The organism is Kribbella sp. NPDC031520 (assembly GCF_055580825.1).
This window is the reverse complement of record NZ_JBVIKS010000002.1, coordinates 332,943-358,202: the sequence shown is the minus strand read 5'-3', so window position 1 is coordinate 358,202 and position 25,260 is coordinate 332,943. Positions and strand designations below refer to the sequence as shown.

Annotated in this window: 27 protein-coding genes; 18 read left to right on the top strand and 9 right to left on the bottom strand. The window is 68.8% G+C overall.

What is annotated here, in order from left to right:
* The first annotated feature begins 4 nt into the window (after nucleotides 1-4).
* Nucleotides 5-910, top strand: coding sequence for a hypothetical protein (locus tag ACZ5BU_RS10355; protein WP_465697403.1), 906 nt, complete (start codon nucleotides 5-7; stop codon nucleotides 908-910).
* Between the two features lie 3 nt (nucleotides 911-913).
* Here the strand turns inward: ACZ5BU_RS10355 and ACZ5BU_RS10350 are convergent, their stop codons facing one another.
* The gene (locus tag ACZ5BU_RS10350; RefSeq protein WP_465697401.1) at nucleotides 914-1,882 is read right to left on the bottom strand and encodes a Dyp-type peroxidase; all 969 of its coding nucleotides are present in this window, start codon (nucleotides 1,880-1,882) and stop codon (nucleotides 914-916) included.
* 47 nt (nucleotides 1,883-1,929) lie between these two features.
* Between ACZ5BU_RS10350 and ACZ5BU_RS10345 the strand changes: the two genes are divergently transcribed.
* A complete protein-coding gene (locus tag ACZ5BU_RS10345; protein ID WP_465697399.1) occupies nucleotides 1,930-3,006 on the top strand; it encodes a lysostaphin resistance A-like protein in 1,077 nt (358 codons plus the stop codon).
* 43 nt (nucleotides 3,007-3,049) lie between these two features.
* Nucleotides 3,050-3,766, top strand: coding sequence for an HAD family hydrolase (locus tag ACZ5BU_RS10340; protein WP_465697397.1), 717 nt, complete (start codon nucleotides 3,050-3,052; stop codon nucleotides 3,764-3,766).
* 65 nt (nucleotides 3,767-3,831) lie between these two features.
* Here the strand turns inward: ACZ5BU_RS10340 and ACZ5BU_RS10335 are convergent, their stop codons facing one another.
* The 6 genes from ACZ5BU_RS10335 to ACZ5BU_RS10310 all read right to left on the bottom strand — a co-directional run bounded on the left by ACZ5BU_RS10335 (nucleotide 3,832) and on the right by ACZ5BU_RS10310 (nucleotide 9,712).
* Entirely contained in the window at nucleotides 3,832-4,791 is a 960-nt protein-coding gene (locus ACZ5BU_RS10335) for a sigma-70 family RNA polymerase sigma factor (protein ID WP_465697395.1), read from the bottom strand.
* A gap of 180 nt (nucleotides 4,792-4,971) precedes the next feature.
* Nucleotides 4,972-7,053: a S9 family peptidase gene (locus ACZ5BU_RS10330; protein ID WP_465697393.1), complete on the bottom strand. Its 2,082-nt coding sequence runs from the start codon at nucleotides 7,051-7,053 to the stop codon at nucleotides 4,972-4,974.
* A gap of 32 nt (nucleotides 7,054-7,085) precedes the next feature.
* Nucleotides 7,086-7,793, bottom strand: coding sequence for an alpha/beta hydrolase family protein (locus ACZ5BU_RS10325; RefSeq protein ID WP_465697391.1), 708 nt, complete (start codon nucleotides 7,791-7,793; stop codon nucleotides 7,086-7,088).
* A gap of 29 nt (nucleotides 7,794-7,822) precedes the next feature.
* Entirely contained in the window at nucleotides 7,823-8,626 is an 804-nt protein-coding gene (gene xth / locus ACZ5BU_RS10320; RefSeq protein ID WP_465697389.1) for an exodeoxyribonuclease III, read from the bottom strand.
* 9 nt (nucleotides 8,627-8,635) lie between these two features.
* Nucleotides 8,636-9,100 carry a DUF2269 family protein gene (locus ACZ5BU_RS10315; protein ID WP_465697387.1) on the bottom strand — a complete coding sequence of 155 codons (465 nt, stop codon included), beginning with the start codon at nucleotides 9,098-9,100 and terminating at the stop codon, nucleotides 8,636-8,638.
* Between the two features lie 9 nt (nucleotides 9,101-9,109).
* Nucleotides 9,110-9,712, bottom strand: coding sequence for a TetR/AcrR family transcriptional regulator (locus ACZ5BU_RS10310; RefSeq protein ID WP_465697385.1), 603 nt, complete (start codon nucleotides 9,710-9,712; stop codon nucleotides 9,110-9,112).
* A 75-nt stretch (nucleotides 9,713-9,787) separates the two neighbouring features.
* On the opposite strand from ACZ5BU_RS10310, the gene ACZ5BU_RS10305 reads away from it, so the two are divergent.
* Genes ACZ5BU_RS10305 through ddaH form a run of 6 tightly spaced genes read left to right on the top strand, consistent with a single transcriptional unit; the run spans nucleotide 9,788 to nucleotide 14,509 of the window.
* Nucleotides 9,788-10,681, top strand: coding sequence for an SDR family oxidoreductase (locus ACZ5BU_RS10305; RefSeq protein WP_465697383.1), 894 nt, complete (start codon nucleotides 9,788-9,790; stop codon nucleotides 10,679-10,681).
* Nucleotides 10,678-11,814, top strand: coding sequence for a saccharopine dehydrogenase family protein (locus ACZ5BU_RS10300; protein ID WP_465697381.1), 1,137 nt, complete (start codon nucleotides 10,678-10,680; stop codon nucleotides 11,812-11,814). Before ACZ5BU_RS10305 ends, ACZ5BU_RS10300 begins: the two co-directional genes overlap by 4 nt.
* Entirely contained in the window at nucleotides 11,786-12,640 is an 855-nt protein-coding gene (locus ACZ5BU_RS10295; protein ID WP_465697379.1) for an alpha/beta fold hydrolase, read from the top strand. The genes ACZ5BU_RS10300 and ACZ5BU_RS10295 overlap by 29 nt, the downstream gene beginning before the upstream one ends.
* Nucleotides 12,637-13,023 (top strand): YccF domain-containing protein, encoded by a 387-nt coding sequence (locus ACZ5BU_RS10290; protein WP_465697377.1) that lies wholly within the window; start codon nucleotides 12,637-12,639, stop codon nucleotides 13,021-13,023. Before ACZ5BU_RS10295 ends, ACZ5BU_RS10290 begins: the two co-directional genes overlap by 4 nt.
* Complete coding sequence (locus ACZ5BU_RS10285; RefSeq protein WP_465697376.1) at nucleotides 13,020-13,748, top strand: MBL fold metallo-hydrolase; 729 nt, start codon at nucleotides 13,020-13,022, stop codon at nucleotides 13,746-13,748. Before ACZ5BU_RS10290 ends, ACZ5BU_RS10285 begins: the two co-directional genes overlap by 4 nt.
* Nucleotides 13,749-13,750: 2 nt before the next feature.
* The gene (gene ddaH / locus ACZ5BU_RS10280) at nucleotides 13,751-14,509 is read left to right on the top strand and encodes a dimethylargininase (protein WP_465699231.1); all 759 of its coding nucleotides are present in this window, start codon (nucleotides 13,751-13,753) and stop codon (nucleotides 14,507-14,509) included.
* On the opposite strand, the gene ACZ5BU_RS10275 is transcribed toward ddaH, so the two are convergent.
* The gene (locus ACZ5BU_RS10275) at nucleotides 14,478-15,410 is read right to left on the bottom strand and encodes a tetratricopeptide repeat protein (RefSeq protein WP_465697374.1); all 933 of its coding nucleotides are present in this window, start codon (nucleotides 15,408-15,410) and stop codon (nucleotides 14,478-14,480) included. The genes ddaH and ACZ5BU_RS10275 overlap by 32 nt on opposite strands.
* Complete coding sequence (locus ACZ5BU_RS10270) at nucleotides 15,403-16,758, bottom strand: DNA polymerase IV (RefSeq protein ID WP_465697373.1); 1,356 nt, start codon at nucleotides 16,756-16,758, stop codon at nucleotides 15,403-15,405. Before ACZ5BU_RS10270 ends, ACZ5BU_RS10275 begins: the two co-directional genes overlap by 8 nt.
* A gap of 37 nt (nucleotides 16,759-16,795) precedes the next feature.
* Between ACZ5BU_RS10270 and ACZ5BU_RS10265 the strand changes: the two genes are divergently transcribed.
* From ACZ5BU_RS10265 to ACZ5BU_RS10225, 9 genes are all read left to right on the top strand, one after another.
* Nucleotides 16,796-17,572 (top strand): MBL fold metallo-hydrolase, encoded by a 777-nt coding sequence (locus ACZ5BU_RS10265; protein WP_465697371.1) that lies wholly within the window; start codon nucleotides 16,796-16,798, stop codon nucleotides 17,570-17,572.
* A gap of 78 nt (nucleotides 17,573-17,650) precedes the next feature.
* Nucleotides 17,651-19,129: a glutamate-cysteine ligase family protein gene (locus ACZ5BU_RS10260; protein WP_465697369.1), complete on the top strand. Its 1,479-nt coding sequence runs from the start codon at nucleotides 17,651-17,653 to the stop codon at nucleotides 19,127-19,129.
* A 368-nt stretch (nucleotides 19,130-19,497) separates the two neighbouring features.
* The gene (locus tag ACZ5BU_RS10255; RefSeq protein ID WP_465697367.1) at nucleotides 19,498-19,926 is read left to right on the top strand and encodes a universal stress protein; all 429 of its coding nucleotides are present in this window, start codon (nucleotides 19,498-19,500) and stop codon (nucleotides 19,924-19,926) included.
* 1 nt (nucleotide 19,927) lies between these two features.
* The gene (locus tag ACZ5BU_RS10250) at nucleotides 19,928-20,548 is read left to right on the top strand and encodes an HhH-GPD-type base excision DNA repair protein (protein ID WP_465697365.1); all 621 of its coding nucleotides are present in this window, start codon (nucleotides 19,928-19,930) and stop codon (nucleotides 20,546-20,548) included.
* A 204-nt stretch (nucleotides 20,549-20,752) separates the two neighbouring features.
* Complete coding sequence (locus tag ACZ5BU_RS10245) at nucleotides 20,753-22,066, top strand: RNA polymerase sigma factor (RefSeq protein ID WP_465697364.1); 1,314 nt, start codon at nucleotides 20,753-20,755, stop codon at nucleotides 22,064-22,066.
* 4 nt (nucleotides 22,067-22,070) lie between these two features.
* On the top strand, nucleotides 22,071-22,337 hold the full coding sequence (locus tag ACZ5BU_RS10240; protein WP_465697362.1) for a DUF6412 domain-containing protein: 267 nt from the start codon (nucleotides 22,071-22,073) through the stop codon (nucleotides 22,335-22,337).
* Nucleotides 22,338-22,467: 130 nt separating this feature from the next.
* Nucleotides 22,468-23,103, top strand: coding sequence for a YidC/Oxa1 family membrane protein insertase (locus ACZ5BU_RS10235; RefSeq protein WP_465697360.1), 636 nt, complete (start codon nucleotides 22,468-22,470; stop codon nucleotides 23,101-23,103).
* A gap of 85 nt (nucleotides 23,104-23,188) precedes the next feature.
* Nucleotides 23,189-24,418 carry an ROK family transcriptional regulator gene (locus tag ACZ5BU_RS10230; protein ID WP_465697358.1) on the top strand — a complete coding sequence of 410 codons (1,230 nt, stop codon included), beginning with the start codon at nucleotides 23,189-23,191 and terminating at the stop codon, nucleotides 24,416-24,418.
* Complete coding sequence (locus tag ACZ5BU_RS10225) at nucleotides 24,415-25,260, top strand: sugar phosphate isomerase/epimerase family protein (protein WP_465697356.1); 846 nt, start codon at nucleotides 24,415-24,417, stop codon at nucleotides 25,258-25,260. The genes ACZ5BU_RS10230 and ACZ5BU_RS10225 overlap by 4 nt, the downstream gene beginning before the upstream one ends.

The window sequence follows — 25,260 nt, the reverse complement described above, 5'->3', positions numbered from 1 at the left end:
CTAGATGCGACGTACCATCGCGGCGATAGCCGGCCTGGCCCTGACGGTTCCTTTCCTGACCAGCATGAGTACGGCGTCCGCTGCGAACGCCTGCTACGTACAGTCCGGCGGCCTCACCGCCGGGAACGACACCGTCGACCGGTACGTCAACGCGACGTCGCCGATCACCGTCAAGCCGGTCGACGTGATGGCCAAGAACCCGTTCGGCGGCCGCGGGATCGCGCTCAGCACGAGCTGGACCTGGGACGACGACTTCGGCGACGAGACCTCGTTGAACGGCAATGTCGTGTCCGGCGGCGTGATGTACGCGGCGAACCAGTGGGTGACGAAGGGGACCGGCGGCCAGGTCGCGCGCAGCAGCATGACCCGGGTCGGCAGCGGCTGGGACGCGTTCCGTACGCTCACCCAGTCCTGGTCGCTGCAGACGCCGGGCTGGCGGATGTACGCGCTCCGCGGCGACGGTTCGCTGTTCCGCTGGACCATCACCTCGGCGCAGAACGGGACGCAGGTGTGGCACGCGGCCGGTTCGTACCCGGGCTTCTCGTCCGTGAAGGCGGTCGCGCTGCTCAGCCGTACGTCGACGTACGACACTCTGCTCGCGACGACCTGGGGTGGCGCGCTCTACACGATCCACATCCCGCTGACGTCCCCGATGAAGCCGGTGGTGAAGGCACTGCGGACCAAGTCGTGGGGAAGCTTCGAACGCCTGCTGACCGCCCGATGCGGAAACTACGGCACCCTGCTGCTCGCGATCGACAAGGACCTCGGCGCCGGTTACCTGTATGCCGTTGGGCACGCCAACGGAACCGCCACCGCGATCAAGTCGCTGGGCAAGGTGCCGGCGAACTTCAACGACCAGACCGACTTCGCCTGGCAGAGCGTCGTGGACGCGCCAGTGTTCGGCGAGTAAGGCCTACGGCGCCGGCGGCAGGTCGTCCAGGAAGTCTGCCGCCGGCGTGAAGAACAGCGAGCCGGTGACCGCGGTGGAGAAGTCGAGCAGACGGTCGTGGTTGCCTTCGGGTACGCCGATGAACATCCGCCGCAGCATCAGCTCGGTCACCGACGGCGTCTTCGCGTACCCGATGAAGTAGGTGCCGAACTCCTGCGTGCCGACGGTCCCGAACGGCATGTTGTCACGCAGGATCTGCAGCTGGTTGCCGTCCTCGTCCTCGACCACGTTCAGCACGATGTGCGCGTTGCCGGGCTTCTTCGCGTCGTCCATCTCGATGTCGTCGAGCTTGCTGCGGCCGACCGCGAGCTCCTGCTGCTCGACGGTCAGCGCGTTCCACGCCTTCAGGTCGTGCACGTACTTCTGCACGATCACGTAGCTGCCGCCGGCGAAGTCCGGGTCCTCGTCACCGATCAGTACGGCGGCCTGCGCGTCGGCGCCGGCCGGGTTCTCGGTGCCGTCGACGAAGCCGAGCAGGTCGCGCATCTCGAAGTACTTGAAGCCGTGCACCTCGTCGACGACCGTCGCGGCGCCGTCGAGGCCGTTCATGATCTGACTTGCCAGCTCGAAGCACTGGTCCTGGTGGGCGGCCCGGATGTGGAACAGCAGGTCGCCGGGCGTGGACGGCGCGCGGTGCGTCTTGCCCCGCAGCTCCACGAACGGGTGCAGCTCGGCCGGGCGCGGTCCGCTGAACAGCCGGTCCCACGCGTCGGACCCGATGCTGGTGACACAGGACAGGTTGCCGGCAGGCACCCGGAACCCGACCGAGCGGACGAGCGCGCTGAGCCGCTCCAGCAGGTCGCGGGTACGGCCCTCGCCGCCCGGCTCGATCCGCACCACCAGGAAGATGGCCGAACCGCTCAACGGCATCAGCACGGACTGCGGCAGCGCGTCCGTCACCCGATCCGTCTCCGGCGTCGGTTCTGTAACCACCCTGATCTCCCTCCGCTCCCGGTCGGCCGATCTTCTAGAGTCCAGTCATGGACCCGCAACCGCCCGGACCATCACCACAACCGGGCCAATACTCCCAGCCGGGACCGTACCTGCAACCGTGGGGTCAACCGGGTCCGTACCCAACGCCGTCCGTCCAGCGCGAGCCGCCTACGATCCCGGCGCCGAGTGGTACGCCGTACCACCGGCTGGCGCGGACTCCGAAGCACGCATGGTGGCGACCGCTCGCCGGGACGCTGCTGCTGGCGGCGACCGGGTTCTTCGCGATGACGTTCGTGGTGATCGGCTGGGTGGTCGTGCACCGCGTCGTCGCCGGCGCCTTCCCGGCCCCGGCGGGTGCCGACGTCTTCCCGAGTGACACCGAGAACCTCGCGCTCGCGTTGGTGTTGCTGGCCCTGATGACGCCGCTCGCCGGTCTGTCGGCGTGGCTCGTGCAGCGCCGGCCGTTCTGGAGCGTCGCCTCGGTGCGGAACCGGATCCGGTGGCGTTGGCTGCTCTGGTGCTGCGTGCCGGCCCTCGGGTACGTCGGGTTCTCGTACCTGATGGGGCTTCTGGTGGACGCCGTGTTCCCGCCGCAGGACACGATCGGGATCGAGGGTGGCGCGTGGATCGGCTGGGGCGCGTTCGCCGTACCGGCGCTGGTGATCGTGATCCTGGTGCCGTTCCAGTCGACGGCGGAGGAGTTCGTGTTCCGCGGCTGGCTGGTGCAGGCGGTCGGTGCGTACGGCCCGGACAGCGCCGAGGGCACGGTGCCGTGGCTGCGGAAGCTGTTCCGGACGCCGTGGCCGGGGATCGTGGTCGGGGGTGTCGCGTTCGTGCTCGGCCACGGGTACACCGGCTGGGCGATGGCCGACGTGTTCCTGTTCGCTGTGACGGTCGGCTGGCTGACCGTGCGGACCGGGGGACTGGAGGCGGCGATCGCGCTGCACGCGCTGAACAACCTGTTCGCATTCTTGTTGCCTGCGGCAATGGGTCAGGGGAGTGCCTGGGACCAGCAGGGCGGGGCGCCGTGGACCCTGCTGGCGAGTGACAGCATCGGCCTCGGGGCGTACGCGCTGGCGGTCGTGTGGCTGGCGCACCGGCGTGAGATCAACCGGCTGAGCTAAAACCCCGCGAGAACTGTCGGAATGCTCTGGCAGGATTTGGCGGGTGACGAACGCGACGATCGAGGCCGTGCTGTTCGACTGGGGCGGCACGCTGGCAACCTGGCACGACATCTCCCTGCACGAGACCTGGCGGGCGGTGACCACCGTGCTCGACGAGGCGAACGCCGACGAGCTGGCGGCCCGGCTGGTTGCGGCCGAGGGCTCCGTCTGGCGGCGCTCCCGCGACGAGCACCGGAGCAGCACTCTCGAGGAGGTGTGCCTACTGGCCGAGGTGGAGCTGACCCCGGCGGCGCTCGAGGTGTACGAGCGCCAGTGGGACCCGCACACGGTGCTCGAGCCGGACGCGATCGAGACGCTGCACGCGCTGCGCTCCCGGGGGCTGAAGCTCGGCGTACTGTCGAACACCATCTGGCCGCGCCGCCGGCACGAGGAGATCTTCGCCCGCGACGGCGTGCTCGAGTTGCTGGACGGTGCCGTCTACACCAGCGAGATCGAGCACACCAAGCCGCATCCGGAGTCGTTCCTGGCGGCCATGCAGGCGGTCGGGGTCTCCGACCCGGCGCGGTGCCTGTTCGTCGGCGACCGGCTGTTCGACGACGTCTGGGGCGCGCAGAACGTCGGCATGCGCGCGGCGCACCTTCCGCACAGCGCGATCCCGCGCGAGCAGATCGGCCACACGGAGGGTACGCCGGACGCCACCGTCCAGCGGCTGTCCGAGCTGCCCGCGCTGATCGACGAATGGGAGGGCCGCGCCGCCTAGAACCGAAAGACCCCCGGGCCAGATCGTGGCCCGGGGGTCCTGAGGGGTTTCGGGGTGGGGTAGTACTACGCGGCGAGGGTCGGATCAGCCATCAGGCGGAGGCGGCCCAGCGCCTCGCGCTCGATCTGGCGGACCCGCTCCGCCGAGATGCCGTGTACCGCGCCGATGTCGGCCAGCTTGGCCTGGCGGCCGTCGTGCAGACCGTACCGGCGGCGGATCACGTCGGCCGACCGCGGGTCGAGCTGGTCGACCAGACTGAACAGACCCGAACGGTCCGACGCGTCGGCGACCAGCTGGTCCGGACCCGGCGCGGTCTCGGCCGCGATCAGGTCACCCAGCGAGGTCTCACCCTCGTCGTCGACCGGGCTGTTCAGGCTGATGTGGTCCCGGCCGATGCGGATCAGTTCGGTGACCCGCTCCTCGTCCAGGCCCAGCTCGGCCGCGATCTCGTCGATCTCCGGCTCCCGCCCGAGCTTGCGCTCCAGCGTGCGCCGGGCGGACCCGATCTGGTTCAGCTGCTCCACCACGTGCACCGGCAGCCGGACCACCCGGGCCTGCTGCGCGATCCCGCGGGTGATCGCCTGCCGCACCCACCACGTCGCGTACGTCGAGAACTTGAAACCCTTCCGGTAGTCGAACTTCTCCACCGCCCGGATCAGCCCCGTGTTGCCCTCCTGGACCAGGTCCAGCAGCGGCATCTGGGACCGCCCGTACCGGCGGGCGATCGACACCACGAGCCGGAGGTTCGCGGTCACGAACCGCTGCTGTGCGCGCCGGCCCTCGTCGGCCAGCCACTCCAGCTCATCCTCCGTCGCATATTTGGGCGCTCCGCCCTTCTTCCGTCCAACCCGCCCCTCGGCCAGCAGTTGCTCCGCCAGGAGTCCTGCTTCGACCGTCTCAGCGAGCTCGACCTCTTCCTCAGCCGTCAGCAGAGGCGTGCGCGCGATCTCCTCGAGGTAGAGACCGACGCTGTCCTTGCCGTCGATTCCGTCGTCCGTGCTGCGGACACGAGCCATGCGAGCCACCGAAACTCCCTTCGTCGTTACATGGAGAGCAACGCTCGAGTAGGGTTCAAGATTCCGGTACCAGTGTGTAAACACCCTGAAGGTTCCCTGAGAGTTCCTGGCAGCAATTCGAAATCACACTTCAGGTGCCCCTTGATGTGTTGCACAACACACACCAAGGGGCCGAAATTCCCGCTTTCCTCAGCTCAGTCCCAGCGTGTCCAGCTCCCAGGCCAGCGAGAAGGCGACCTCGCGCCAGGCGTCGTACCGCCCGCTGCGGCCGCCGTGACCGGCCTCCATCTCGGTCTTCAGCAGGACGTCGGAATCACCGGTCGCGGTCGCCCGGAGTTTCGCCACCCACTTCGCCGGTTCGACGTACAACACCCGGGTGTCGTTCAGGCTGGTGATCGCCAGGATGCGCGGATAGCGCTGCGCCGTGACGTTTTCGTACGGCGAGTAGGACTTCATGTACGCGTACACCTCGGGGTCCGCCAGCGGATTGCCCCATTCCTCCCACTCGATCACGGTCAGCGGCAGCGACGGGTCGAGAATCGACGTCAGCGCGTCCACGAACGGGACCTCCGCGACGATTCCGGCGAACGCCTCCGGGGCCAGGTTCGCGACCGCGCCCATCAGCAGGCCGCCGGCGCTGCCGCCCTGGGCGACGAGCCGTTCCGGTCTGGTCCAGCCGGTCTGTACCAGGTGCTCGGCGGCCGCGACGAAGTCGGTGAAGGTGTTCCGCTTGGTCAGCATCTTGCCGTCGTCGTACCAGTGCCGGCCGAGCTCGCCGCCGCCGCGAACATGGGCGATCGCGAACACCACGCCGCGCTCGAGCAGCGACAGCCGCGGGATCGAGAACCACGGGTCCATCGAGGATTCGTACGAGCCGTACCCGTACAGCACGACCGGGGCGTTGCCGTCCTTCGCGACGTCCTTGCGGGCGACCATCGAGATCGGCACCTTGGTCCCGTCCGGCGCGGTCGCCCACTCCCGGTACTGCGTGTACGCATCAAGGTCGACTCCGCCGAGCACCGGCTGCTGCTTCAACAGGCGCCGCTCGCCGGTCGCGACGTCCACGTCGTACGTCGAACCGGGCGTGACCAGTGAGGTGTAGCCGAAGCGGTACCGGGTGTCGTGCCACTCGTCGTTCCGCCCGGGAGACACGGTGTAGATCGGCTCGTCGAACTCCAGGGCCTCGGGCGCGCCGAAGGTGTCGCCGGTACGCCGCATGATCGCCAGCTCGGTGAGTGCGTTGCGGCGCCGGTACAGGATGACGTGGTCGGCGAACGCGTCCGCGCCGAGCAGGCGGCTGGTCTCGTCGCCCTCGAGCATGGTCGTCCACTCACCGGGGGCGTCGAGCGGCGCGGTGGCCAGCGAGAAGTTCGCGGCGTCCGCGTTGTGCGTGATCAGCAGCTGGTCGCCGGCATGCTCCACGTCGTACTCCACGCCCTCGCGGCGGGGCGCGACCACGACCGGCCGGCCGGCCGGGTTGTGCGCGTCGAGCAGCCAGGCCTCGCTGGTCAGCTTGCTGCCGAGCGAGATCAGGATCGCCTGCTCGTTGCGGGTCAGGTCGACGCCGACCCAGAACCGCTCGTCCGGCTCCTCCATCACCAGGACGTCCTCGGCCTCACCCAGGGTGTGCCGCCAGACCTGGTACGGGCGCCAGGCGTCGTCGACCTTCGTGTAGAACAGCGTCGAGTTGTCGGCCGACCACGCGGAGCCGTAGTGCACGTCGGGCAATTCGTCCGGCAGCAGGTCGCCGGTGCTCAGGTCCTTGATCCGCAACGTGAACCGCTCGTCGCCCTTGAGATCCACCGAGTACGCGAGCAGACGGCCGTCGGGGGAGACGTCGACAGTGCCGAGCGAGAAGAACTCGTTGTCGCCGGCGACCTCGTTGCCGTCGAGCATCACCTCTTCGCCGGCGATCTCCTTGTCGAGCGCCGGCGGCTGGTCGCCGTCGACCTTGACCCGGCAGTGCAGCGAGTACTGCCGGCCCTCGATGGTGCGGGAGTAGTACCAATAGTCCCCGCGTCGCGCCGGCACGCTCAGGTCGGTCTGCAGCGTGCGGTCCGAGATCTCCTTGAAGATTGCCTCACGCAACGATTCGAGGTGCGCCGTGCGTGCCTCGGTGTAGGCGTTCTCGGCCCGCAGGTAGTCCAGCACCTCGTCGTTCGTCTTGTCCCGCAGCCACTCGTACTCGTCCACGAACGTGTCGCCGTGGTGCGTCCGCTCCACCGGCTTCCGCGCCGCAACCGGCGGCTCAACAGCAGAAATCTCAGCCATGCGGCGAGACTACCTGCGAGCACGCCCGCCGACTAAGCGAGTAAGGCCGCCACCGCGTCGAGCGCGGACGTCACCGCACGACGCGACTCGTCCGTGTGGTCCAGCACGTCGAACCCGTGCCGGCCCTCGGGTACCTCGATGAGCTGCAGCTCGACGCCCGCCGCCCGCGCCGCCTCGACGAACGGGGGTTGTGTCGGCGCCACATCGGGCAGCTCCCGGCCGACGACAGTCATCACGATCGGCAGGTTGCCGGCGCCGGCGACGGCCTGCACCGGATGCATGCCCCGAACGGTCACCAGTTCGGAGTCGCCCAGCACCGGATAGGTCAGCCCGACACACCGCAACCACTGCGGCGGACTGTGCAGGAACTGCGACGCCAGCGGCCCGGCACCCGAGAAGAACCACAGCGCAACGCGATCACCGTCGACTCGCGGGTGCGTCCGCAGGCCCGCGATCGCTGCGCTGAGGGCAGCATTGGAGCGGTCGTCGTCCGGCAGCCCGTCCGGGCTGTGGTCCACGACAGTTGCCACGCAGCCACGGTCGGCGAGCTGACTCGCGTAACCCCGGTAGATCTGCCAGGCGCTGGGCACTGACCGTCCCTCGGCAGCGTACGGAACTCCGTGGATCAGCAGGACTGCCGGAGCCGGGTCGGGCGTGTTCGGCAGGTACAGGTCCAGGCCCTGATACGTCGCCGTGGGGACGTCAGGCGTCGGCAGGACGAACGGCGGATCCACTGGCATGGCGTCACAGTAGATGCGGCCGGGGTCGGTCAGACCGCGTACGTGGCCACGACGGGGGCGTGGTCGCTCCAGCGTTCGGCATAGGTGGGGGCTCGGTGGACGACGCAGTTCTTCGCGGCGGCGGCCAGTTCGGGGGAGGCGATCTGGTAGTCGATGCGCCAGCCGGCGTCGTTGTCGAAGGCCTTGCCGCGCCAGGACCACCACGAGTACGGCCCGGGGCCTTCGCCGCCGAACCGGCGGCCCAGGTCGACCCAGCCGGACTCGAAGAGGCGGTCGAGCCAGGCGCGTTCCTCGGGGAGGAAGCCGCTCTTCTTGCGGTTCGCCTTCCACGCCTTCAGGTCGGCCTCGCGGTGGGCGATGTTGAGGTCGCCACACATCAGTACGTGCCGGCCGTCGGCGCGGAGCTCGGTCAGCCGGGCGGTGATCGCGTCGAGGAACGCGTACTTCTCCTCCTGCCGCGGCGGCGTCTCGAACTCTCCGGTGAACACGTACGTGCTGACGGCGGTCAGCGTCGTACCGTCCTCGAGTACGACGTCGGCCTCGACCCAGCGGCCCGTCCCGTCGAAGCGCTCCGGACCGAGGTCACCGCGCTCGCCCTTGATCGGCCGCCGCGTCGCGACCGCCACGCCGGCGCGGCCCTTGTGCCCGTCGATCGCCGGCTCCGCGTGCGCGATGTTCCAGTCGGCGCCGAGCAGGTCACGCAGTACGTCGTCCGGCGCGCGGACCTCCTGCATCAGCAACAGGTCCGGGTCGGTGTCCTGTAGCCAGGGGCCCATCCCGCGCCGGAAGGCGGCCCTGATCCCGTTCACATTCACCGTGGCAACCGTCAGCACGGCATGACCTTACCCTCCGTGATGCCCGGGCTTGACCACCATCAGCACGAGCACGATCAGCCAGAGCAGCGCGAAGATCCCGGACGTCATCGACAGCAGCTTCGCCTTCGGCAGTACGGCGCTGCGCTCTTCCGCCGTACCGCCGGCCACCGCGAGTACAGCGGACTGCGCCGGGACGACCACGTACGCGAGGACCAGCGCCGCCGCCAGCGTCAGCACGATCGAGATGATCAGCCACGCCTCGCCCATCACGTGCCTGCTGCCGGCGAGTGCGAACCCGAACAGCGGTACGGCGAGGCTCGCCCACCCGTACACGGTGGTGATCCGGTGCAGCACCGGCAGGCCGCCGGCGTCTGGGGTCTCGGCGGTGAGCAGCTTCTTCGCCAGCGGCGGATACATGCTGGTCGCGATGGTGATCGGACCGACGCACAGGATCGCGGCGAGGATGTGGACGATCAGGAAGAACTTGTTCATCTGCTCTCATCAAGTGGTCGTCGGGGAGAGGCCTGTCGTCGAGAGGATGGCGTCCAGCGACTGCACGCACAGATGCTCGAGAGCTTCCGGCGAGACCGTCGGGTCGTCGATCCAAACCAGCAGGGTCTGTTCGACGTAACCCTGCCAGCCGTGGCAGGCGAGCTCGACGACGGGGGTGACCTCGATGCCACGCTCCGCGACCGCGCCGATCACCCACTGGCTGAACACGCGCCGCAGGTCCGAGTGCAGCGTGCGGATCTCGGGGTTACCGGCCGCGGACATCAGCAGCGTCGCGCGGTACAGCTGCGGAGCCTCGAGCACGGCTCGGACGAACGCGCCGATGCCCGCCCGGAGCTGCTCGTCCGGCGGCAGCGACGGGTCCGGCGCGGTCCGCAGCATGACCTCGGCGGCCGCCTCCTCGATGACGGCGTACTGGAACTTCTTCTTCGAGCCGAAGTAGTGGAACAGCAGCGCGGGGGAGACCCCGGCCTCGGCGGCGACCAGTTCGATGCTCAGTTCGCGGTGCGGGTCGGCCAGCAGCACCCGGCGGGCGGCCTGAAGGATCTGCGTACGCCGTTCGTCGGGGCGTAGCCGGGCGCTGGTCTGACTCATGCGAGCCATTCTATTGAGTATTTGGTCAACAAGCACTTACTGTTGAGTATCCACTCAACAAGCTGGAGGTTCCCGATGCGTCCGTTGGCCGGTCAAGTCGTGCTCGTCACCGGTGCCTCCCGGGGGATCGGCGCCGCGGTCGCCCGGAAGGTGGCCCGCGACGGCGCCAGGCTCGCCCTGGTCGGCCTCGAACCGGACGAGCTGAAGAAGGTCGCCGAGGACTGCGGCGCGGACGCCGGCTGGTGGGAGGCCGACGTCACCGACGTGGACTCGCTGCGCACGGCGGTCGACGAGATCGTGGCGCGGTACGGCCGGATCGACGTCGTGATGGCGAACGCCGGTATCGCCGCGCCGGGCTTCACCCGGAGCATGGACCCGAAGGCCTGGGAGCGGGTCATCGACGTCAACCTGCTCGGCGTCTGGCGGACCGTGCACCTGACGTTGCCGTACCTGCTGGAGAGCAAGGGGTACCTGCTGCTCGTGTCGTCGCTGGCGGCGATCGTGCACATTCCGGGCCTGGCGTCGTACAACGTGGCGAAGGCCGGCGTCGAGGCGATGGGTGACACGCTGCGGCCGGAGCTGAAGCATCTCGGGGTGCGCGTCGGGGTGGCGCACATGACGTTCGTCGACACGGACATGGTCCGCGGGGTCGACACGCACCCGGTGTTCGGCAAGGTGCGGACCGGGCTCCCGATGGTGGGCAAGACGTATCCGCTGGACTTCGCGGTCGACAAGTTCGTCGAGGGGATCAAGAAGCGCTCCCGGACCGTGCACGTGCCCGGCTGGATCGGTGCGCTGAAGGTGGTGCGGTGGGCGCTGCCGCACCTCATCGAGGCATGTTCGCGGTTCAGTGTGCCGAAGGCGGACGCGGCGGCGCTCGCGGACGTGCAGGCGCGCGGTGCGGAGGCGTCGTCACGTCCGACCGGTGCCGGCGGGCTGGCGGACGCGGAGAAGGCCGCCGGGCGATGAGCCGCGCGTACGACGTCGTACTGCTGGGTGCGTCCGGCTTCACCGGGGCGCTGACCGCGGAGTACCTTGCGAAGAACGCCCCCGAGGGCACCCGCTGGGCCGTTGCCGGACGCAACAAGTCGAAGTTGGAGCGGTTCGGCAAGGATGTCCTGTACGCCGACGTGACCGATCCGGCGTCGCTCCGATCGTTGGCCGAGTCCACGAAAGTTGTTGCCACGACGGTCGGCCCGTACGTGCAGTACGGCGAACCGCTGGTCGCCGCGTGTGCCGAGGCCGGCACCGGGTACCTCGACCTGACCGGCGAGCCGGAGTTCCTGGACCGGATGTACGTGCGGTACGACGAACGCGCGAAGCAGACCGGCGCGCGGATCGTCCACGCGTGCGGCTTCGACTCGATTCCGTACGACCTCGGCGTCCAGTACACCGTCGAGCAGTTGCCGGAGAACGTACCGATCCAGGTCGACGGGTTGCTGCGGGCCGGTGGCCGGCCTTCGGGTGGGACGTTCCACACGGCGATCACGGCGTTCTCCCGGCCGAAGCAGAACCTCGACGCGCACCGTGCCCGGCGCGCTGCCGAGGTGCCGCCGGTCGGACGGAAGGCGCGGGCGGTGGCGGGCAGGATCCACCGGCAGCAAGGGTTCTGGGCGGTGCCGTTGCCGACGATCGATCCGCAGATCGTCGGGTTCTCGGCGCGGCTGCTGGACCGCTACGGGCCGGACTTCCGGTACTCGCACTACGCCGCGGTGAAACATCTGCCGACTGTTGCCGCAGGCATCGGTGGGGTAGGGCTGCTGATCGCCGGCGCTCAGGTGCCGCCGGTCCGCAATGCGCTCCTGAAGCGTTTGCAGCCCGGCGACGGACCGAGTGCGGAGACGCGGGCTCGTTCCTGGTTCAACGTACGTTTCGTCGGCCGCGGCGGCGGCAAGCAGGTCGTCACCGAGGTCGCGGGCCGCGATCCCGGGTACGACGAAACCGCCAAGATGCTCGGCGAGAGTGCCCTCTGTCTGGCGCTGGACGACCTCCCGGAAACCGCCGGGCAAACCACGACCGCCGCTGCGATGGGCCCCGCCCTCCGCAACCGCCTGGTGAAAGCGGGGATGACCTTTGCCACCCTCGAAGTCGACAACTACTAGTCGCGACGGAACGCGCCTCGCCGTCTACACCTACCCGAATCCCGGCGCACCCGTTCTCATCTGTCTCCACGGCTACCCGGACAACGCGGCCCTCTGGACGCCGATCGCCGAACAACTGTCCGAAGCCTTCGAGATCGTCACGTACGACATCCGCGGATCCGGCGAATCCGACTACCCCAGCAACACGTCCGCGTATTCCCTGGACCGTCTGCAGGACGACTTCCAAGCGGTCCTCGATCAGGTACCGGCCGGGCGTGCCGTGCATGTGTTGGCCCATGACTGGGGCTCGATCCAGGCCTGGCACTTCGTCACCGACCCGACCCTGCAAGACCGCCTCGCCACCTTCACCTCCCTTTCCGGGCCATCACTCGACCATGCGGGGTACTTCCTTCGCCGGTGGGACCGCGCCGCGTTCAGACAACTGCTGCACTCCTGGTACATCTTCTACTTCCACCTCCCGTGGCTGCCGGAGCTCGCCTGGCGGAAGGGCTGGGCGCAGCGCACGTTCAACCGTCTCGAGAGACAAGAACCGGACGACAACCGCGCGATCGGCGACTACGTGAACGGCATGAAGCTCTACCGCGCGAACGTCCTACCCCGGCTGCTCAAACCGACAGAGCGGTGTACAGACGTGCCGGTTCTGGCGGTGTCACCGGACGCCGACCCGTTCGTCACCACCCCGCTGCAGACCGACATCGCACGCTGGGCCCCGAACCTGACCGTGAAGGTGGTCAGGGGCGGCCACTGGATGCCCCGGAAGAATCCCGGACTTGTCGCCGAGCTGGTCCGGGATCACACCCTTCAGGTGGCACGCTGGGAGGTATGAAGACGCTTCTCAACCTGATCTGGCTGGTGCTGGCCGGGTTCTGGCTGGCGGTCGGGTACGCGGTCGCCGGGATCATCTGCTGCGTGCTGATCGTCACGATCCCGTTCGGTGTCGCGGCGTTCCGGATCGCCGGGTACACGCTGTGGCCGTTCGGCCGGACCGTGGTCGACAAGCCCGGCGCCGGTGCGGGCGCACTGCTCGGCAACCTGATCTGGATCGTCTTCGCCGGCTGGTGGCTGGCGCTCGGCCACCTGACCACCGGGATCGCGCTCTGCCTGACGATCATCGGCATCCCGCTCGGCATCGCGAACTTCAAACTGATCCCGGTCTCGCTGCTGCCGCTCGGCAAGGAGATCGTCCCGTCCAACAGCCCGTTCGTGTGAGGTCGCTGACCGTCCTCGGCTCCTGTGGCGCCTGGCCCGAGCCGGGTCGCGCGTGCGCCGGGTTCCTGTTGGAGTACGACGGTTTCCGGGTCGTGCTCGATCTCGGGTACGCCGCGCTGCCGCGGCTCCTCGAGCACTGCCCGCACGGCGAGGTCGATGCGGTCGTGGTCACCCATCAGCACCCGGACCACTGCGTCGACGTGAGCGCGCTGGCCCGGGTTCGGCACTACGAGGCGCCCGAGGCGGAGCCGGTCGCACTGCACTGCGCTCCGGGCGTGCTCGACGTACTGCGGGCCCTCGAGCCGAATCCGGATCCGGCCGAGGTGTTCGAGGTACACGACCTCGCGTCGACGACGCGGATCGGGCCGTTCGACGTACTGACGGTGGAACTCCCGCATTACAAGACGAATCTCGGCGTACGGCTGTCGGCGCCAGGGGTTTCGGTCGCCTACACCGGTGACAGCGGGCCGTCGGTCGAACTGCGGAGGCTCGCCGAAGGGACGGACCTGTTCATTTCGGATGCGACGTACCAAGGCTCAGCCGCAACCGATCCGCCGTACCTGATGTCGGCGACCGAGGCGGCGCACGGTGCGCGTGGTGCTAGGCGGTTGTTGCTGACGCACTTTTGGCCGGGGTCCGATAGGTCGGTGTCGGTACGTGAGGCGCAGGCGGTGTTCGACGGGGAAGTGGTCGCGGCGGACGAAGGCCTCACACTGGTGCTGTGAGCATGCCGACAGCGCTGATCCGCCGCCCCAGCCCGCGCCTGGCCGAAGGTCTCGTCACCCATATCGAGCGCCACCCCGTGGACGTCGCGCTGGCGATCCGGCAGTGGGAGTCGTACGTCGACGCGCTGCACGCCGCCGGCTGGACCACGGTCGAGGTGCCGCCGATCGAGGAGTGCCCGGACAGCGTGTTCGTCGAGGACACGATGGTCGTGTACGGCGACGTAGCAGTCATCGCCCGCGCCGGCGCCGAAGAACGCCGCGCCGAGGCAGCCGCGGCCGAGGAAACCGTGGCAGCACAGGGGTACGTGATCACCCGAATCACCGCCCCAGGCACGCTCGACGGCGGCGACGTCCTGAAAGTCGGCTCCACCATCTACGTAGGCCAGGGCGGCCGAACCAACGCGGAGGGCATCACCCAACTCCGCGCAGCTCTCGCTGCGCGAGCCGAGGTGCGTGCTGTTGCTGTGCGGAAGGTGCTGCATCTGAAGTCTGCTGTGACGGCGTTGCCTGATGGGACTGTGGTCGGGTATGAGCCGCTGGTGGACGACCCGACGGTGTTCGACAAGTTCATGGGAGTGCCTGAGGAGGCGGGTGCGCATGTCGTACTGCTGGACGACGACCGCTTGTTGATGGCGGCGTCCGCGCCGAAGTCGGCGGAGTTGTTCAGCAGCCTCGGTTACGAGCCGGTCGTCGTGGACATCAGCGAGTTCGAGAAGCTCGAGGGATGTGTCACCTGCTTGTCGGTGCGTCTGCGCGGTTGAGCAACTGCCGCGCCGCGCCCGCCAACTGCACGTCACGCTTCTTACCGCGCGCCTCCGCGACTTCACACGCCTCAGCCAACGCCCGGCGATAAACAGCGGTGTCCGGATGCCCAGGCACGGCCTCCTGCACAACCTGGATCAACGTCTCGACCGCATCGGAGATGTCCCCGCACGCAAGCTGCGCCTTGCCCAACGCAGCCTGATCGCGCAGCAACTGCGCGTCCACCCCGTTCGCCCTGTCCACTGCCACGATGTCCGCCAGCAGCTGTGCCTCCGACCGTGGCCCACCGACCATCAGCCGCGCACCGGTCACCGCCTCCGCAGCGGTGCGTGTCAGCTCGTGGTGAGTCCCGAACACCTCGACGAGCTGCGGCGTCAGCAGCTCGAACCAAGCGATCGCCCGCCCGTAGTTGGCCGTGGCGAGCAATCCCTGCGCCACCCGCACCCGCACCCGGAGCGTCGCCGGGTCGTCCGCCGCCAGGACCTGCTCCCGCTCGGCCAGCGCCGCTTGGTAGAACGGCAATGCCTGCCCCGGCTCGCGGTCCAGCCAGTACGCCTCGGCCTGCTTGTAGTCCGCCGTGCCGTCGAGCTCGGGATGCTGCGCGATCGCCGACACCGGTTCCCGCCGTACGACGGCCGGCAGCGGTTGCTCGATCACCTTGCGGCCGACGTACGAGCGGCCGCCGGTCGGGATGATCCGGTACCGCCCGATCTTGGCGACCGGGACCCACAGCACGGTGCTGTACAGCGTCCGCACGGAGGACCCGCAGTTCTCGCAGACGTCGCGGTGCCCGAAGAAGCGCCCGCCCATCGGCCCGGTCACCTCAGCCGCGCGCCACGCCTCCGACGCCGCAGTACACGCCGCACAAAACGGGTAGACCCCCCGCCGTTGCTCACTCACGCTCGACATTCTGCTCGGTTCGGGGTTCGTCGTCTGCATCGGCACCGGTGTGCTGCACTTTTGTCAGCGCCGGGTCGTCGACGGAGAACGTCTTGACCGGGCCCGGGGGAGTGTCGGCGGTCTCGAAGCGGACGGTCACGCGCCCGCGGCCGGAACCCCAGACCCAGCCGCGCCCGTACTCGGGATGTACGACGTCCTGACCTGGGTGGAAGCCGATCAGGTCACGTGGGCGGGCGGGCAGTTCGACGAGCTCGACCGGATTCTCGGCGTGCTCGTCCTCGGTGAAGAGATCGTCCTGGATCCAGTCGGCCAGTGACGAGACGCCTACACCGAGCAACCGGATCCCGCCGCCGATGTCGCTCTCCTCGAGCAACCGGCGCGCCACCCGGGCGACCACGCGCGCGTCGTCGGTCGGACCTGCCAACGTCGACGAGCGGGTGTGCGTGGTGAAGTCGTGCATCCGCGTCTTCACCGTGACGGTCCGCCCGGACAGCTGTGCCTTCTGCAGGCGCTCCGCGACCCGGTGCGCCATCCGGTCGCTGATCGCGGTGAGCAGGGCGCGGTCGATGATGTCGGTCTCGAAGGTGTCCTCGACGCTGACCGACTTCGTCTCCCGGTCGCTCACCACCGGGCGGTCGTCGGCCGCGACCGCGAGCCGGTGCAGGCTGGTGCCGTGCGCCGAGCCGATCTGGCGGATCAGCTCGTCCTCGTCCAGCTGCTGCAGATCTGCGACCGTCCGGACGCCAGACATGCTCAGGCGTTGCGCGGTCGCCGGACCGACGCCAGGGATCACCGTCACCTGCATCGGCGCGAGGAACTCGGCCTCGGTGCCGGCCGGCACCACGACCACGCCGTCGGGCTTGTCGAGGTCGCTGGCGATCTTCGCGATCAGCTTCGACGTGCCGGCACCGACCGACGCGGTCAGCCCACCGCTGACCTTGCGGATCGCGGCCTTGAGATCGTTGGCGATCGCCTCGACGTCGTCGACGGTCAGCCCGGTCAGTCCGCTCGCGGCCAGGTCGATGAACGCCTCGTCCACCGACAGCGGCTCGACCAGCGGCGACAGCGCCCGCATCTCGGCCATCACGGCCCGGCTGGTCTCCCGGTACACCTCGAAGCGGGGACTCAGGTACGCCGCGTGCGGGCAGCGTGAACGTGCTTCCGCGGTCGACATCGCCGAACGGACGCCATACTTGCGGGCCTCGTACGACGCCGTCGAGACGACCCCGCGCAGGCCGATCCCGCCGACCACCACGGGCTTGCCCCGCAGCGACGGCTTGTCCCGCTGCTCGACGGCCGCGAAGAACGCGTCCAGGTCGACGTGCAGCACCGACGGATCATTACGCACTCGCCAATTGTCGCCGCCGGCACCGACAATTCCGGGCATGAGCTTCCCCGAGCGCTGGGACGACGGCACCGACCCGTCCACTCCCGCCCATCAGGTGCACTGGTACGACGACCGTACGGCGATCATCCGCCAGTCCCTGCACACCAACTTCGAAGGCCCGTTCGTCTACCTGCTCCTCGGCGAGTCCCGCGCCCTCCTCCTCGACACCGGCACCGGCCACGCGCCGCTCCGCCCACTCGTGACCAGTCTGCTCGAGGACCGTCTGCCGGCGGGCTACGAGCTCGTCGTCGCGCACACCCATGGACACGGCGATCATGTCGGCGGCGACGGCGAATTCGACCGTGTCGTCGGGCGGTCCGCCGAGGAAGTCGCGGAGTTCTTCGGGTTCGCCGACTGGCCGAACGGGGTTGTGCAGTTCGACCTGGGCGGCCGCGTGCTGGACGTCATCGCGATCCCGGGCCACCACGCGTCGCACCTCGCGATCTACGACCGGGAGACGCGGCTGCTGTTCAGCGGCGACTCGCTGTACCCGGGCCGGCTGTACGTCTTCGACTGGCCGGCGTACCGGGCGAGCATCCAGCGACTCGGGGAGTTCGTTGCCGCGGGCAATCCGGTGGAGTGGGTGCTGGGCGCGCACATCGAGCTCACGGACCAGCCGGGCAAGGACTACGAGATGGGCGCCGACCAGCACCCCGGCGAACACGTCCTGCAGCTGCGTCCCGCCGTACTGACCGAGCTCGTCGAGGTTCTCGCCGAGGCGGGAGAGCAGCCCGTCAGGATCGAGCGCGACGACTTCATCGTGTATCCGGTCTGAGAACGACGCGATTGAACAGCGCGCCGCCGGGCACCTTCAGGCACACTGAGCGAAGGAGCCACCAAGGGGAGGCGCTGAATGGGCGAGGAAGTCGACCGGGTCGAGTTCACCCGGGCGGACCGGACCGCGTTCCGCGGGCAGGTCCATCGCAATCTGGATGCCTTCGCGCGGATGCTGCGCGAGAACCGGTTCGCTCCCGACCGGCCGATGACCGGCATCGAGATCGAGCTGAACCTGGTCGACGAGAACTGCGACCCGGCGATGAAGAACGCCGAGGTGCTGAGCGCGATCGAGGACGACGCGTTCCAGACCGAGCTCGGCCAGTTCAACATCGAGATCAACGTGCCGCCCGGGCAGATCGACGGGCTCGGGCTGGACACGATGGAGTCGAACATCCGCGACAGCCTGAACGCGGCCGAGGACAAGGCGGCCCGGACCGGCTCCTCGATGGTGATCGTCGGGATCCTGCCGACGCTGCTGACCGAGCACATCCGCCGGGACGCGCTCAGCACCAACCCGCGGTACGCGCTGCTGAACGACCAGATCTTCGCCGCCCGCGGCGAGGACGTGCAGATCTCCATCGACGGCGTGGAACGCCTGCAGGTGACCGCGGACTCGATCGTCCCGGAAGCGGCGTGTACGTCGACGCAGTTCCACCTGCAGGTCACGCCCGAGGCGTTCCCGCGGTACTGGAACGCCGCCCAGGCGATTTCCGGCGTCCAGCTCGCGGTCGGGGCGAACTCGCCGTTCCTGTTCGGCAAGGAACTGCTCCGGGAGACCCGGATCGCCTTGTTCGAGCAGGCCGCGGACACCCGTACGCACGAACTGAAGACGCAGGGCGTGCGGCCGCGGGTGTGGTTCGGCGAGCGGTGGATCACCTCGATCTTCGACCTGTTCGAGGAGAACTCGCGGTACTACCCGGCGCTGCTGCCGGTGACGTCCGACCAGGACCCGATCGCGGTCCTCGATCGCGGCGACACACCGGCCCTTTCGGAATTACGCCTGCACAACGGGACGATCTATCGCTGGAACCGCCCGGTGTACGACGTTGTCCGGGAGAAGCCGCATCTGCGCGTCGAGAATCGTGTCCTGCCGGCCGGCCCGACCGTGGTCGACACGATTGCCAACGGCGCCTTCTACTTCGGGCTGGTCCGCGCGCTGGCCGACGACGAACGGCCGATCTGGTCGCAGATGTCGTTCAGCGCCGCCGAGGAGAACTTCCACAACGCGGCCCGCAACGGCATCGACGCGGAGGTGTTCTGGCCGGGTGTCGGGACCGCGCGCGCGACCGAGCTGGTGCTCAGACGCCTGCTGCCGTTGGCGGTTCGTGGTCTGGATGCCTGGGGCGTGGACGTCGCTGTCCGCGACCGGTTGCTCGGGATCATCGAGCAGCGCTGCCTGACCAACCGCAACGGCGCGTCCTGGCAGGCGGACGAGTTCCATCGCCTGTACACAAAGGGCTCGCACGGACGCCGGGACGCGTTGCGCGGGATGCTACGTCGTTATCGCGACCACATGCACGACAACACGCCCGTACACGAGTGGCCGGTCGACTGAACCGGTTCGCCTGTGCCGACAACGTAGGACAGCCGAAGACAGCAGAGGACACGGCCGGAACCTCGGTCCTTCTGGCGGAACCCGGCCCGCCTCTTGCCCTGGGCAACGGCGTGTGAGGGTGCCTGGTGAGGCAGAACTGTGGCGAGTTCGATAACGACCCGGACTACAGGGGTGGCGCTTTTGGTGACAGCCCTGCAAAGGTGTGGCAACCGGAAGATTAGGCAGGCCCGCGGCGGGTAGTAGTCGGGCACCGGAAGCCCTCCGTCACCGGTGCGACACAACAGGTGCAAATGCAGCGGATGCCGACCGGGGTCGGGAGCAGTATCGTTCGAGACGGGTCGACACACACCCGGAGGTGAGGCAGGGCGATGACGACCATCGTCGTGGGTTATGTGCCGAAGGCGGAAGGCCGTGCGGCCCTTCGGCGAGCAGCGGAGGAAGCGACGCTGCGAGACGCCAAGCTGGTGGTGGTGAACTCGCATCGGGGCGGACGCGGCTTCGACAGCGACGAGGCCGCGGCGAGCGACGCCGCACTGGCGGAGGTACGGGAGCAGCTCGACTCGACCGGCGTGCCGTATGAGGTGCGGCAGCTGGTCCGTGGCCTGGACCCGGCGGAGGACCTGGTGGCCGTCGCCGAGCAGGTGCACGCGGAGTTCATCGTGATCGGGCTGCGGCGCCGGTCCCCGGTCGGCAAGCTCATCCTCGGCAGCAACGCGCAGCGGGTGCTGCTCGACGCGCCGTGTCCGGTGCTGGCCGTGAAGGCCGAGCCTGAGTTGTCTGAAGGGGAGGAGGACTGAGGTGACTTCGACACGCAGCAGGAAGCTGTGCCTGGCCCAACAGCCCGACGCCGACGAGATGCTGAGCAGAGATCCGTTCGCCCTGCTGGTCGGCATGCTGCTCGACCAGCAGATCCCGATGGAGCGCGCGTTCGCGGGCCCGGTCGCGATCGCGAAACGGATGGCCGGCCCCTTCGACCCGACCACCGTCGCGCACTACGACCCGGACGCCTTCGTCGAGATCGTGGCCGGCCCGCCGGCCGTGCACCGGTTCCCGACCGCGATGGCGGCGCGGATCCAGACCCTGGCCAAACATCTCGACGAGCAGTACGGCGGTAACGCTTCGGGCCTGTGGTGCGATGTGAAGTCCGGGGACGACCTGCTGGCCAGGCTGTCCGCCCTGCCGGGGTTCGGCGCGCAGAAGGCGAAGATCTTCGTCGCGCTGCTCGGCAAGCAGCTGAAGGTGCGCCCGCGGGGCTGGCGCGAGGCGTCCGAGCCGTACGGCGAGGACGGCGCGTACAAGTCCGTCGCGGACGTGATCGACGTGGCGTCACTGGTGAAGGTGCGGCAGTTCAAACAGGAGCAGCAGCTGGTCCGGCGGCCGATCGTGGCCAGGCCGCTGCGGCAGACACGTAACGGGTGAGCAAAGTTCGGCCGGCGACCCCCCTGAAATGAGCTGTTCTGGGGGGTCGTGCGACGCATGGCCTTGGTTCGCGGATTACAATGGACTGTTGCCGCCGCCTGACCAGCGAGCAGCACCCAACCGCAGTACCCAAAGTCTCAGCAACACCCCGAGCTTCATCAGTCGTACCGTCGTACAAACCCTGCGTCAGACGAGAGGTAATTCGTGTCGTCCAGCTCGTCCGAGAACCTTCCCGCCGAGCCGGCCCGGGCCGTGGCCGCCACCGCCCGCAGTACGGCTCAGCGGACCAGCGCCCGAGTGACCGACCCGGCCGCCAAGAAGGTGGCCGCGAAGAAGGCCGCTAGCACCAAGGAGGACGGTATCCCCGCGAAGAAGGCCGCTGCCAAGAAGGCTCCGGCGAAGAAGGCAGCAGCTTCTGTGTCCGAGGCGGGTCTGTCCATCGACCCGAAGACCGGCAAGCCGCGCGCGCTCGACGAGGTGGACGAGTCCGACTTCCAGCCGGAGGCGGTCAAGGGCCTGGAGAAGGAGCTCACCGAGGACGAGGGCTTCGTGGTCTCCGAGGCCGACGAGACCGACGAGCCCGAGCAGCAGGTGATGGTCGCCGGTGCCACCGCGGACCCGGTCAAGGACTACCTGAAGCAGATCGGCAAGGTCCCGCTGCTGAACGCCGAGCAGGAGGTCGAGCTCGCGAAGCGGATCGAGGCCGGCCTGTTCGCCGAGGAGCAAGTCGCCGACGAGGCGAACAAGCTCAAGGAGAAGGTCCGCGACGAGTACGACTGGATCTCCGAGGACGGCCGCCGCGCCAAGAACCACCTGCTCGAGGCCAACCTGCGCCTGGTGGTGTCGTTGGCCAAGCGCTACACCGGCCGCGGCATGCTGTTCCTGGACCTGATCCAGGAGGGCAACCTCGGTCTGATCCGCGCGGTCGAGAAGTTCGACTACACCAAGGGCTACAAGTTCTCGACGTACGCCACCTGGTGGATCCGGCAGGCGATCACCCGGGCGATGGCCGACCAGGCCCGCACCATCCGGATCCCGGTGCACATGGTCGAGGTCATCAACAAGCTGGCCCGCGTCCAGCGGCAGATGCTGCAGGACCTCGGCCGGGAGCCCACTCCGGAGGAGCTCGCCAAGGAGCTCGACATGACCCCGGAGAAGGTCATCGAGGTGCAGAAGTACGGTCGCGAGCCGATCTCGCTGCACACCCCGCTGGGTGAGGACGGCGACTCCGAGTTCGGCGACCTGATCGAGGACTCCGAGGCGATCGTGCCGGCCGAGGCCGTCTCGTTCACGCTGCTCCAGGAGCAGCTGCACGCGGTCCTCGACACGCTGTCCGAGCGCGAGGCCGGTGTCGTCTCGATGCGCTTCGGTCTCACCGACGGCCAGCCGAAGACGCTGGACGAGATCGGCAAGGTGTACGGCGTGACCCGCGAGCGGATCCGCCAGATCGAGTCCAAGACGATGTCGAAACTCCGGCACCCGTCGCGTTCCCAGGTCCTTCGCGACTACCTGGACTGATGTGATGACGCAGTGGATCGCCGGCGTGTTCGCGTCGGTGATCCCTGCGTTCGGAACGGCTTCACTGGCCGCCGCCGTGCTCACGGCGGCGGCTTTGCTGTTGGCGCTGGTAGTTGTCGCGCAGGCGTCTGCGCGCTTGTCCTCGCATGCCGCAGCGCCGCTGCTCGCGCGGGCGACCTCGGTCCGGCACCGCGCCGAGCAGACCGTCTTCCTCCGGCTCCGCGATCCCGACGCGGCCGGCAGACCACGCCCACGAGCTCCAGGACGGTAGCGCCCCGCGCCGCCGAGCGACCGCCATCCGCGGCCGGTTCGGTGTAGCGCACACGCCTACTCGTTCCTTCTCACTCGTGGAGTTCTGCTGTGCCTTCCTTCTGGAGGCACCGGTCGCCGGTGCCTATCACTTGCTCACGTCTCTCGTCACCACCCTCCAACCTCTGGCCGGCACGTACGCCGCTGTCATCGCGATCGTGCTCTGTACCATCGTCGTCCGGCTGGGTCTTGTCCCGCTGAGTGTGCGGGCCCAGCGCGGGCTCAAGGCCCGCGCCGAGCTGATGCCGCAGTTGAAGCAGCTCACCGAGAAACACCGCGGCAACCCCGAACGGCTGCAGCGTGAGGTCGCGAAGCTGCACGCCGAGTCCGGTACGTCGATGTTCGCCGGGTTCCTGCCGACGCTCGCGCAATTGCCGTTCTTCTGGTTGATGTACACCCTGTTCACGCGGACGGTCGTCGCGGGGGAGTCGAACCAGCTGATCAGCGGCAGCCTCCTCGGTGCGCCGCTCGGGACGCACTGGCCGATCCTGACGGGCACTCCGGCGTACGTGGTCATCGCTGTGTTGCTCTGCGTGGTCGCATTCTTCTCGGCGCGACTCCAGGTGCGGCAGCTCGACGAGTCGGCGACGACGTTGTCACGCCGGATCGCCCAGGTGCTGCCGTTCGGGACGTTGCTGACCGCCGCCTTCGTGCCGCTGGCAGCCGGGCTGTACCTCCTGACGACGACCACCTGGACCGTCGTCGAACGCACGATCCTCAACCGGTAGTTGCTCGTAGCAACAACCATTGCCGTCGCCCCGACCATTCTGCTACCGTCTTTATTAAAGCCGGTTCCTTAATGGGTTGGGGTCGATGGAGACTGCACGCGGAGCCGCGCAGGCGGAGCGAGCGGCGAACCAGGTCGCCTGCCTGCGCTTCCTCGCCGACGCCGACGAGGCACGTACGGTCGCCGTGATCAGCGAGGGCACCGCGCTGTCGCGCCCGACCGTGCATGCCGTCCTCGACGACCTGCTCGATGTCGGGCTGGTGGAGCCCACCAGCCCGGCCACAGCCGGTCCCGGCCGCCCGGCCCGCGCCTTCCGCTTCGCCCGCGAAACCGGCCTGGTCGCCGGCGTGGACCTGGGCCCCCGCGGCGCCCGAGCCATCATCTGCGACCTCTCCGGCCGCAGAGTCGCCTACGCCGAACTACCAACAACCGGCCCCGCAGACCTGTCGCTGATACCGCAGGCCTTGGAGGCAGCAGCCGCCCCACCCCTGCAAGCGCCACGCGCCGCGGAGCGCCACGCGTCTGACGGGCGCGCTGGCTTGTGCCCGCCTTCCACCCCGCTCGACCTTGGGCGGTTGCGTGCTGTGGGGATTGGACTGCCCGGCGTTGTGGAAGCCGACGGGCGCCTGCGGGCGAGTCTGGCGATGCCGGATCTCGTGGGGCTGCCGGTGGGGGAGTTGCTGGCGAAGGAGCTTGGGCAGCCGGTGGTGGTGGACAACGACATCAAGCTGGCGGCTCTCGCGGAGCAGCGCGGGGGTGCGGGCCGCGGGTACTCCGACGTCGTCTACCTGCAGATCGGTCACCGGCTGTCGGTGTCGATCGTCCTGAACGGCGTGATCCGCCAGGGCCGCCACCGCCTCGCCGGTGAGCTCGGCGCGCAACGCGGCATGCGCTGGACCCGCAATGCGCAACGCGGGCAGTTGGTCTGGTCGACCCGGCCGACCGGTGCCGAAGTTCTGACCGCTGCGGCAGCAGGCGACGCCGCGGCACAGGCCGAGCTCGAAGAGTTCTGCCAACAGATCGCCCCCCGGATCGCGACCGTTCTCCTGGTCGTCGACCCGGAGGTTGTGGTTGTCCGCGGCGGACCGGCGGCCGACAGCAGCGCGCTGCTCCGGCCACTGGCGGCCGCGGTGGAGACCGAACTTGTCTTCCCCGAACGCCCACCCTTCGTCGCCGCCGCCCTGGGGCGAGAGGCGGTCGTACTCGGGGCGGTCGGCAACGCGTTCGACCGGCTGAAGTCGGACATCTACGGAATCCAGGACGTCCCCAGTCCTTGGAGCCGAATCACTCACGAAGTGGAGAGGACCACCCGGTGAAGCTCGGAGTCAGCTCGTACTGTTTCCGCCAGCTCATGACGAGCGGCGAGATGGACCTGATCGGGGTCCTGGACTGGGTCGCGGCCTCCCCGGCCGGCCATATCGAGGTTGCCGCGATGGACGGCGCGTACTACCTGGAGCACCAGGACGTCGTCCGCGACACCGCCAAGCACGCCGAGGAGATCGGCGTACCGATCGTGAACTACCTGGTCAGCGGCGACCTGCGCGCCGCCGGCACCGACGAGATCGACCGGCTGCGCAAGCAGCTCGACGTCGCGCACGCGTTCGGTGCGCGGATCTTCCGGCACGACGTGGCGCCCTGGGCGTGGCGCGAGCAGGACCCCGGTGAGTTCGAGACGACGTTCGCGAAGGTCGTCGAGGGCTGCCGCGCGGTCGCCGACCACGCGGCCGACCTGGGCATCGTGTCGACGATCGAGAACCACGGGTTCTTCATGAACGGCAGCGAGCGGCTCGCCCGGCTCGTGTACGAGGTCGACCGGCCGAACTTCCGGGTCACCCTCGACCTCGGCAACGGCCTGTGTGTCGGTGAGGTACCGGGCAAGACCGCGGCCGGCCTGATCGACGTCGCGGCGTCGATCGGTGTGAAGGACTTCCACATCCGCCGCTCGGCAGGCGACGGCTGGCTGAAGACGCTGGCCGGCGACTACCTGCTCGGTACGGTCACCGGCCACGGCGACGTGGACGTGGCCGGTCTGCTCGCACTGGCGGCGACCAAGCCCGACGTACCGGTGAGCCTGGAGTTCGAGGGCATGGAGACGCCGCTGCCCGCGATCGAGGCCTCGCTGGCCAACATCATCCGACTGACGGAAGGCCTTGCCTGA

Bases quoted from the DNA above. Each gene is read 5' to 3' on its own strand.
- ACZ5BU_RS10230 (WP_465697358.1), top strand. From the start codon at position 23,189: ATGGAGACTGCACGCGGAGCCGCGCAGGCGGAGCGAGCGGCGAACCAG.
- ACZ5BU_RS10240 (WP_465697362.1), top strand. From the start codon at position 22,071: ATGACGCAGTGGATCGCCGGCGTGTTCGCGTCGGTGATCCCTGCGTTC.
- ddaH (WP_465699231.1), top strand. From the start codon at position 13,751: ATGCCGACAGCGCTGATCCGCCGCCCCAGCCCGCGCCTGGCCGAAGGT.
- ACZ5BU_RS10345 (WP_465697399.1), top strand. From the start codon at position 1,930: ATGGACCCGCAACCGCCCGGACCATCACCACAACCGGGCCAATACTCC.
- ACZ5BU_RS10305 (WP_465697383.1), top strand. From the start codon at position 9,788: ATGCGTCCGTTGGCCGGTCAAGTCGTGCTCGTCACCGGTGCCTCCCGG.
- ACZ5BU_RS10315 (WP_465697387.1), bottom strand. From the start codon at position 9,100: ATGAACAAGTTCTTCCTGATCGTCCACATCCTCGCCGCGATCCTGTGC.
- ACZ5BU_RS10325 (WP_465697391.1), bottom strand. From the start codon at position 7,793: ATGCCAGTGGATCCGCCGTTCGTCCTGCCGACGCCTGACGTCCCCACG.
- ACZ5BU_RS10260 (WP_465697369.1), top strand. From the start codon at position 17,651: ATGGGCGAGGAAGTCGACCGGGTCGAGTTCACCCGGGCGGACCGGACC.
- ACZ5BU_RS10355 (WP_465697403.1), top strand. From the start codon at position 5: ATGCGACGTACCATCGCGGCGATAGCCGGCCTGGCCCTGACGGTTCCT.
- ACZ5BU_RS10300 (WP_465697381.1), top strand. From the start codon at position 10,678: ATGAGCCGCGCGTACGACGTCGTACTGCTGGGTGCGTCCGGCTTCACC.
- ACZ5BU_RS10265 (WP_465697371.1), top strand. From the start codon at position 16,796: ATGAGCTTCCCCGAGCGCTGGGACGACGGCACCGACCCGTCCACTCCC.
- ACZ5BU_RS10310 (WP_465697385.1), bottom strand. From the start codon at position 9,712: ATGAGTCAGACCAGCGCCCGGCTACGCCCCGACGAACGGCGTACGCAG.
- ACZ5BU_RS10330 (WP_465697393.1), bottom strand. From the start codon at position 7,053: ATGGCTGAGATTTCTGCTGTTGAGCCGCCGGTTGCGGCGCGGAAGCCG.
- ACZ5BU_RS10255 (WP_465697367.1), top strand. From the start codon at position 19,498: ATGACGACCATCGTCGTGGGTTATGTGCCGAAGGCGGAAGGCCGTGCG.
- ACZ5BU_RS10290 (WP_465697377.1), top strand. From the start codon at position 12,637: ATGAAGACGCTTCTCAACCTGATCTGGCTGGTGCTGGCCGGGTTCTGG.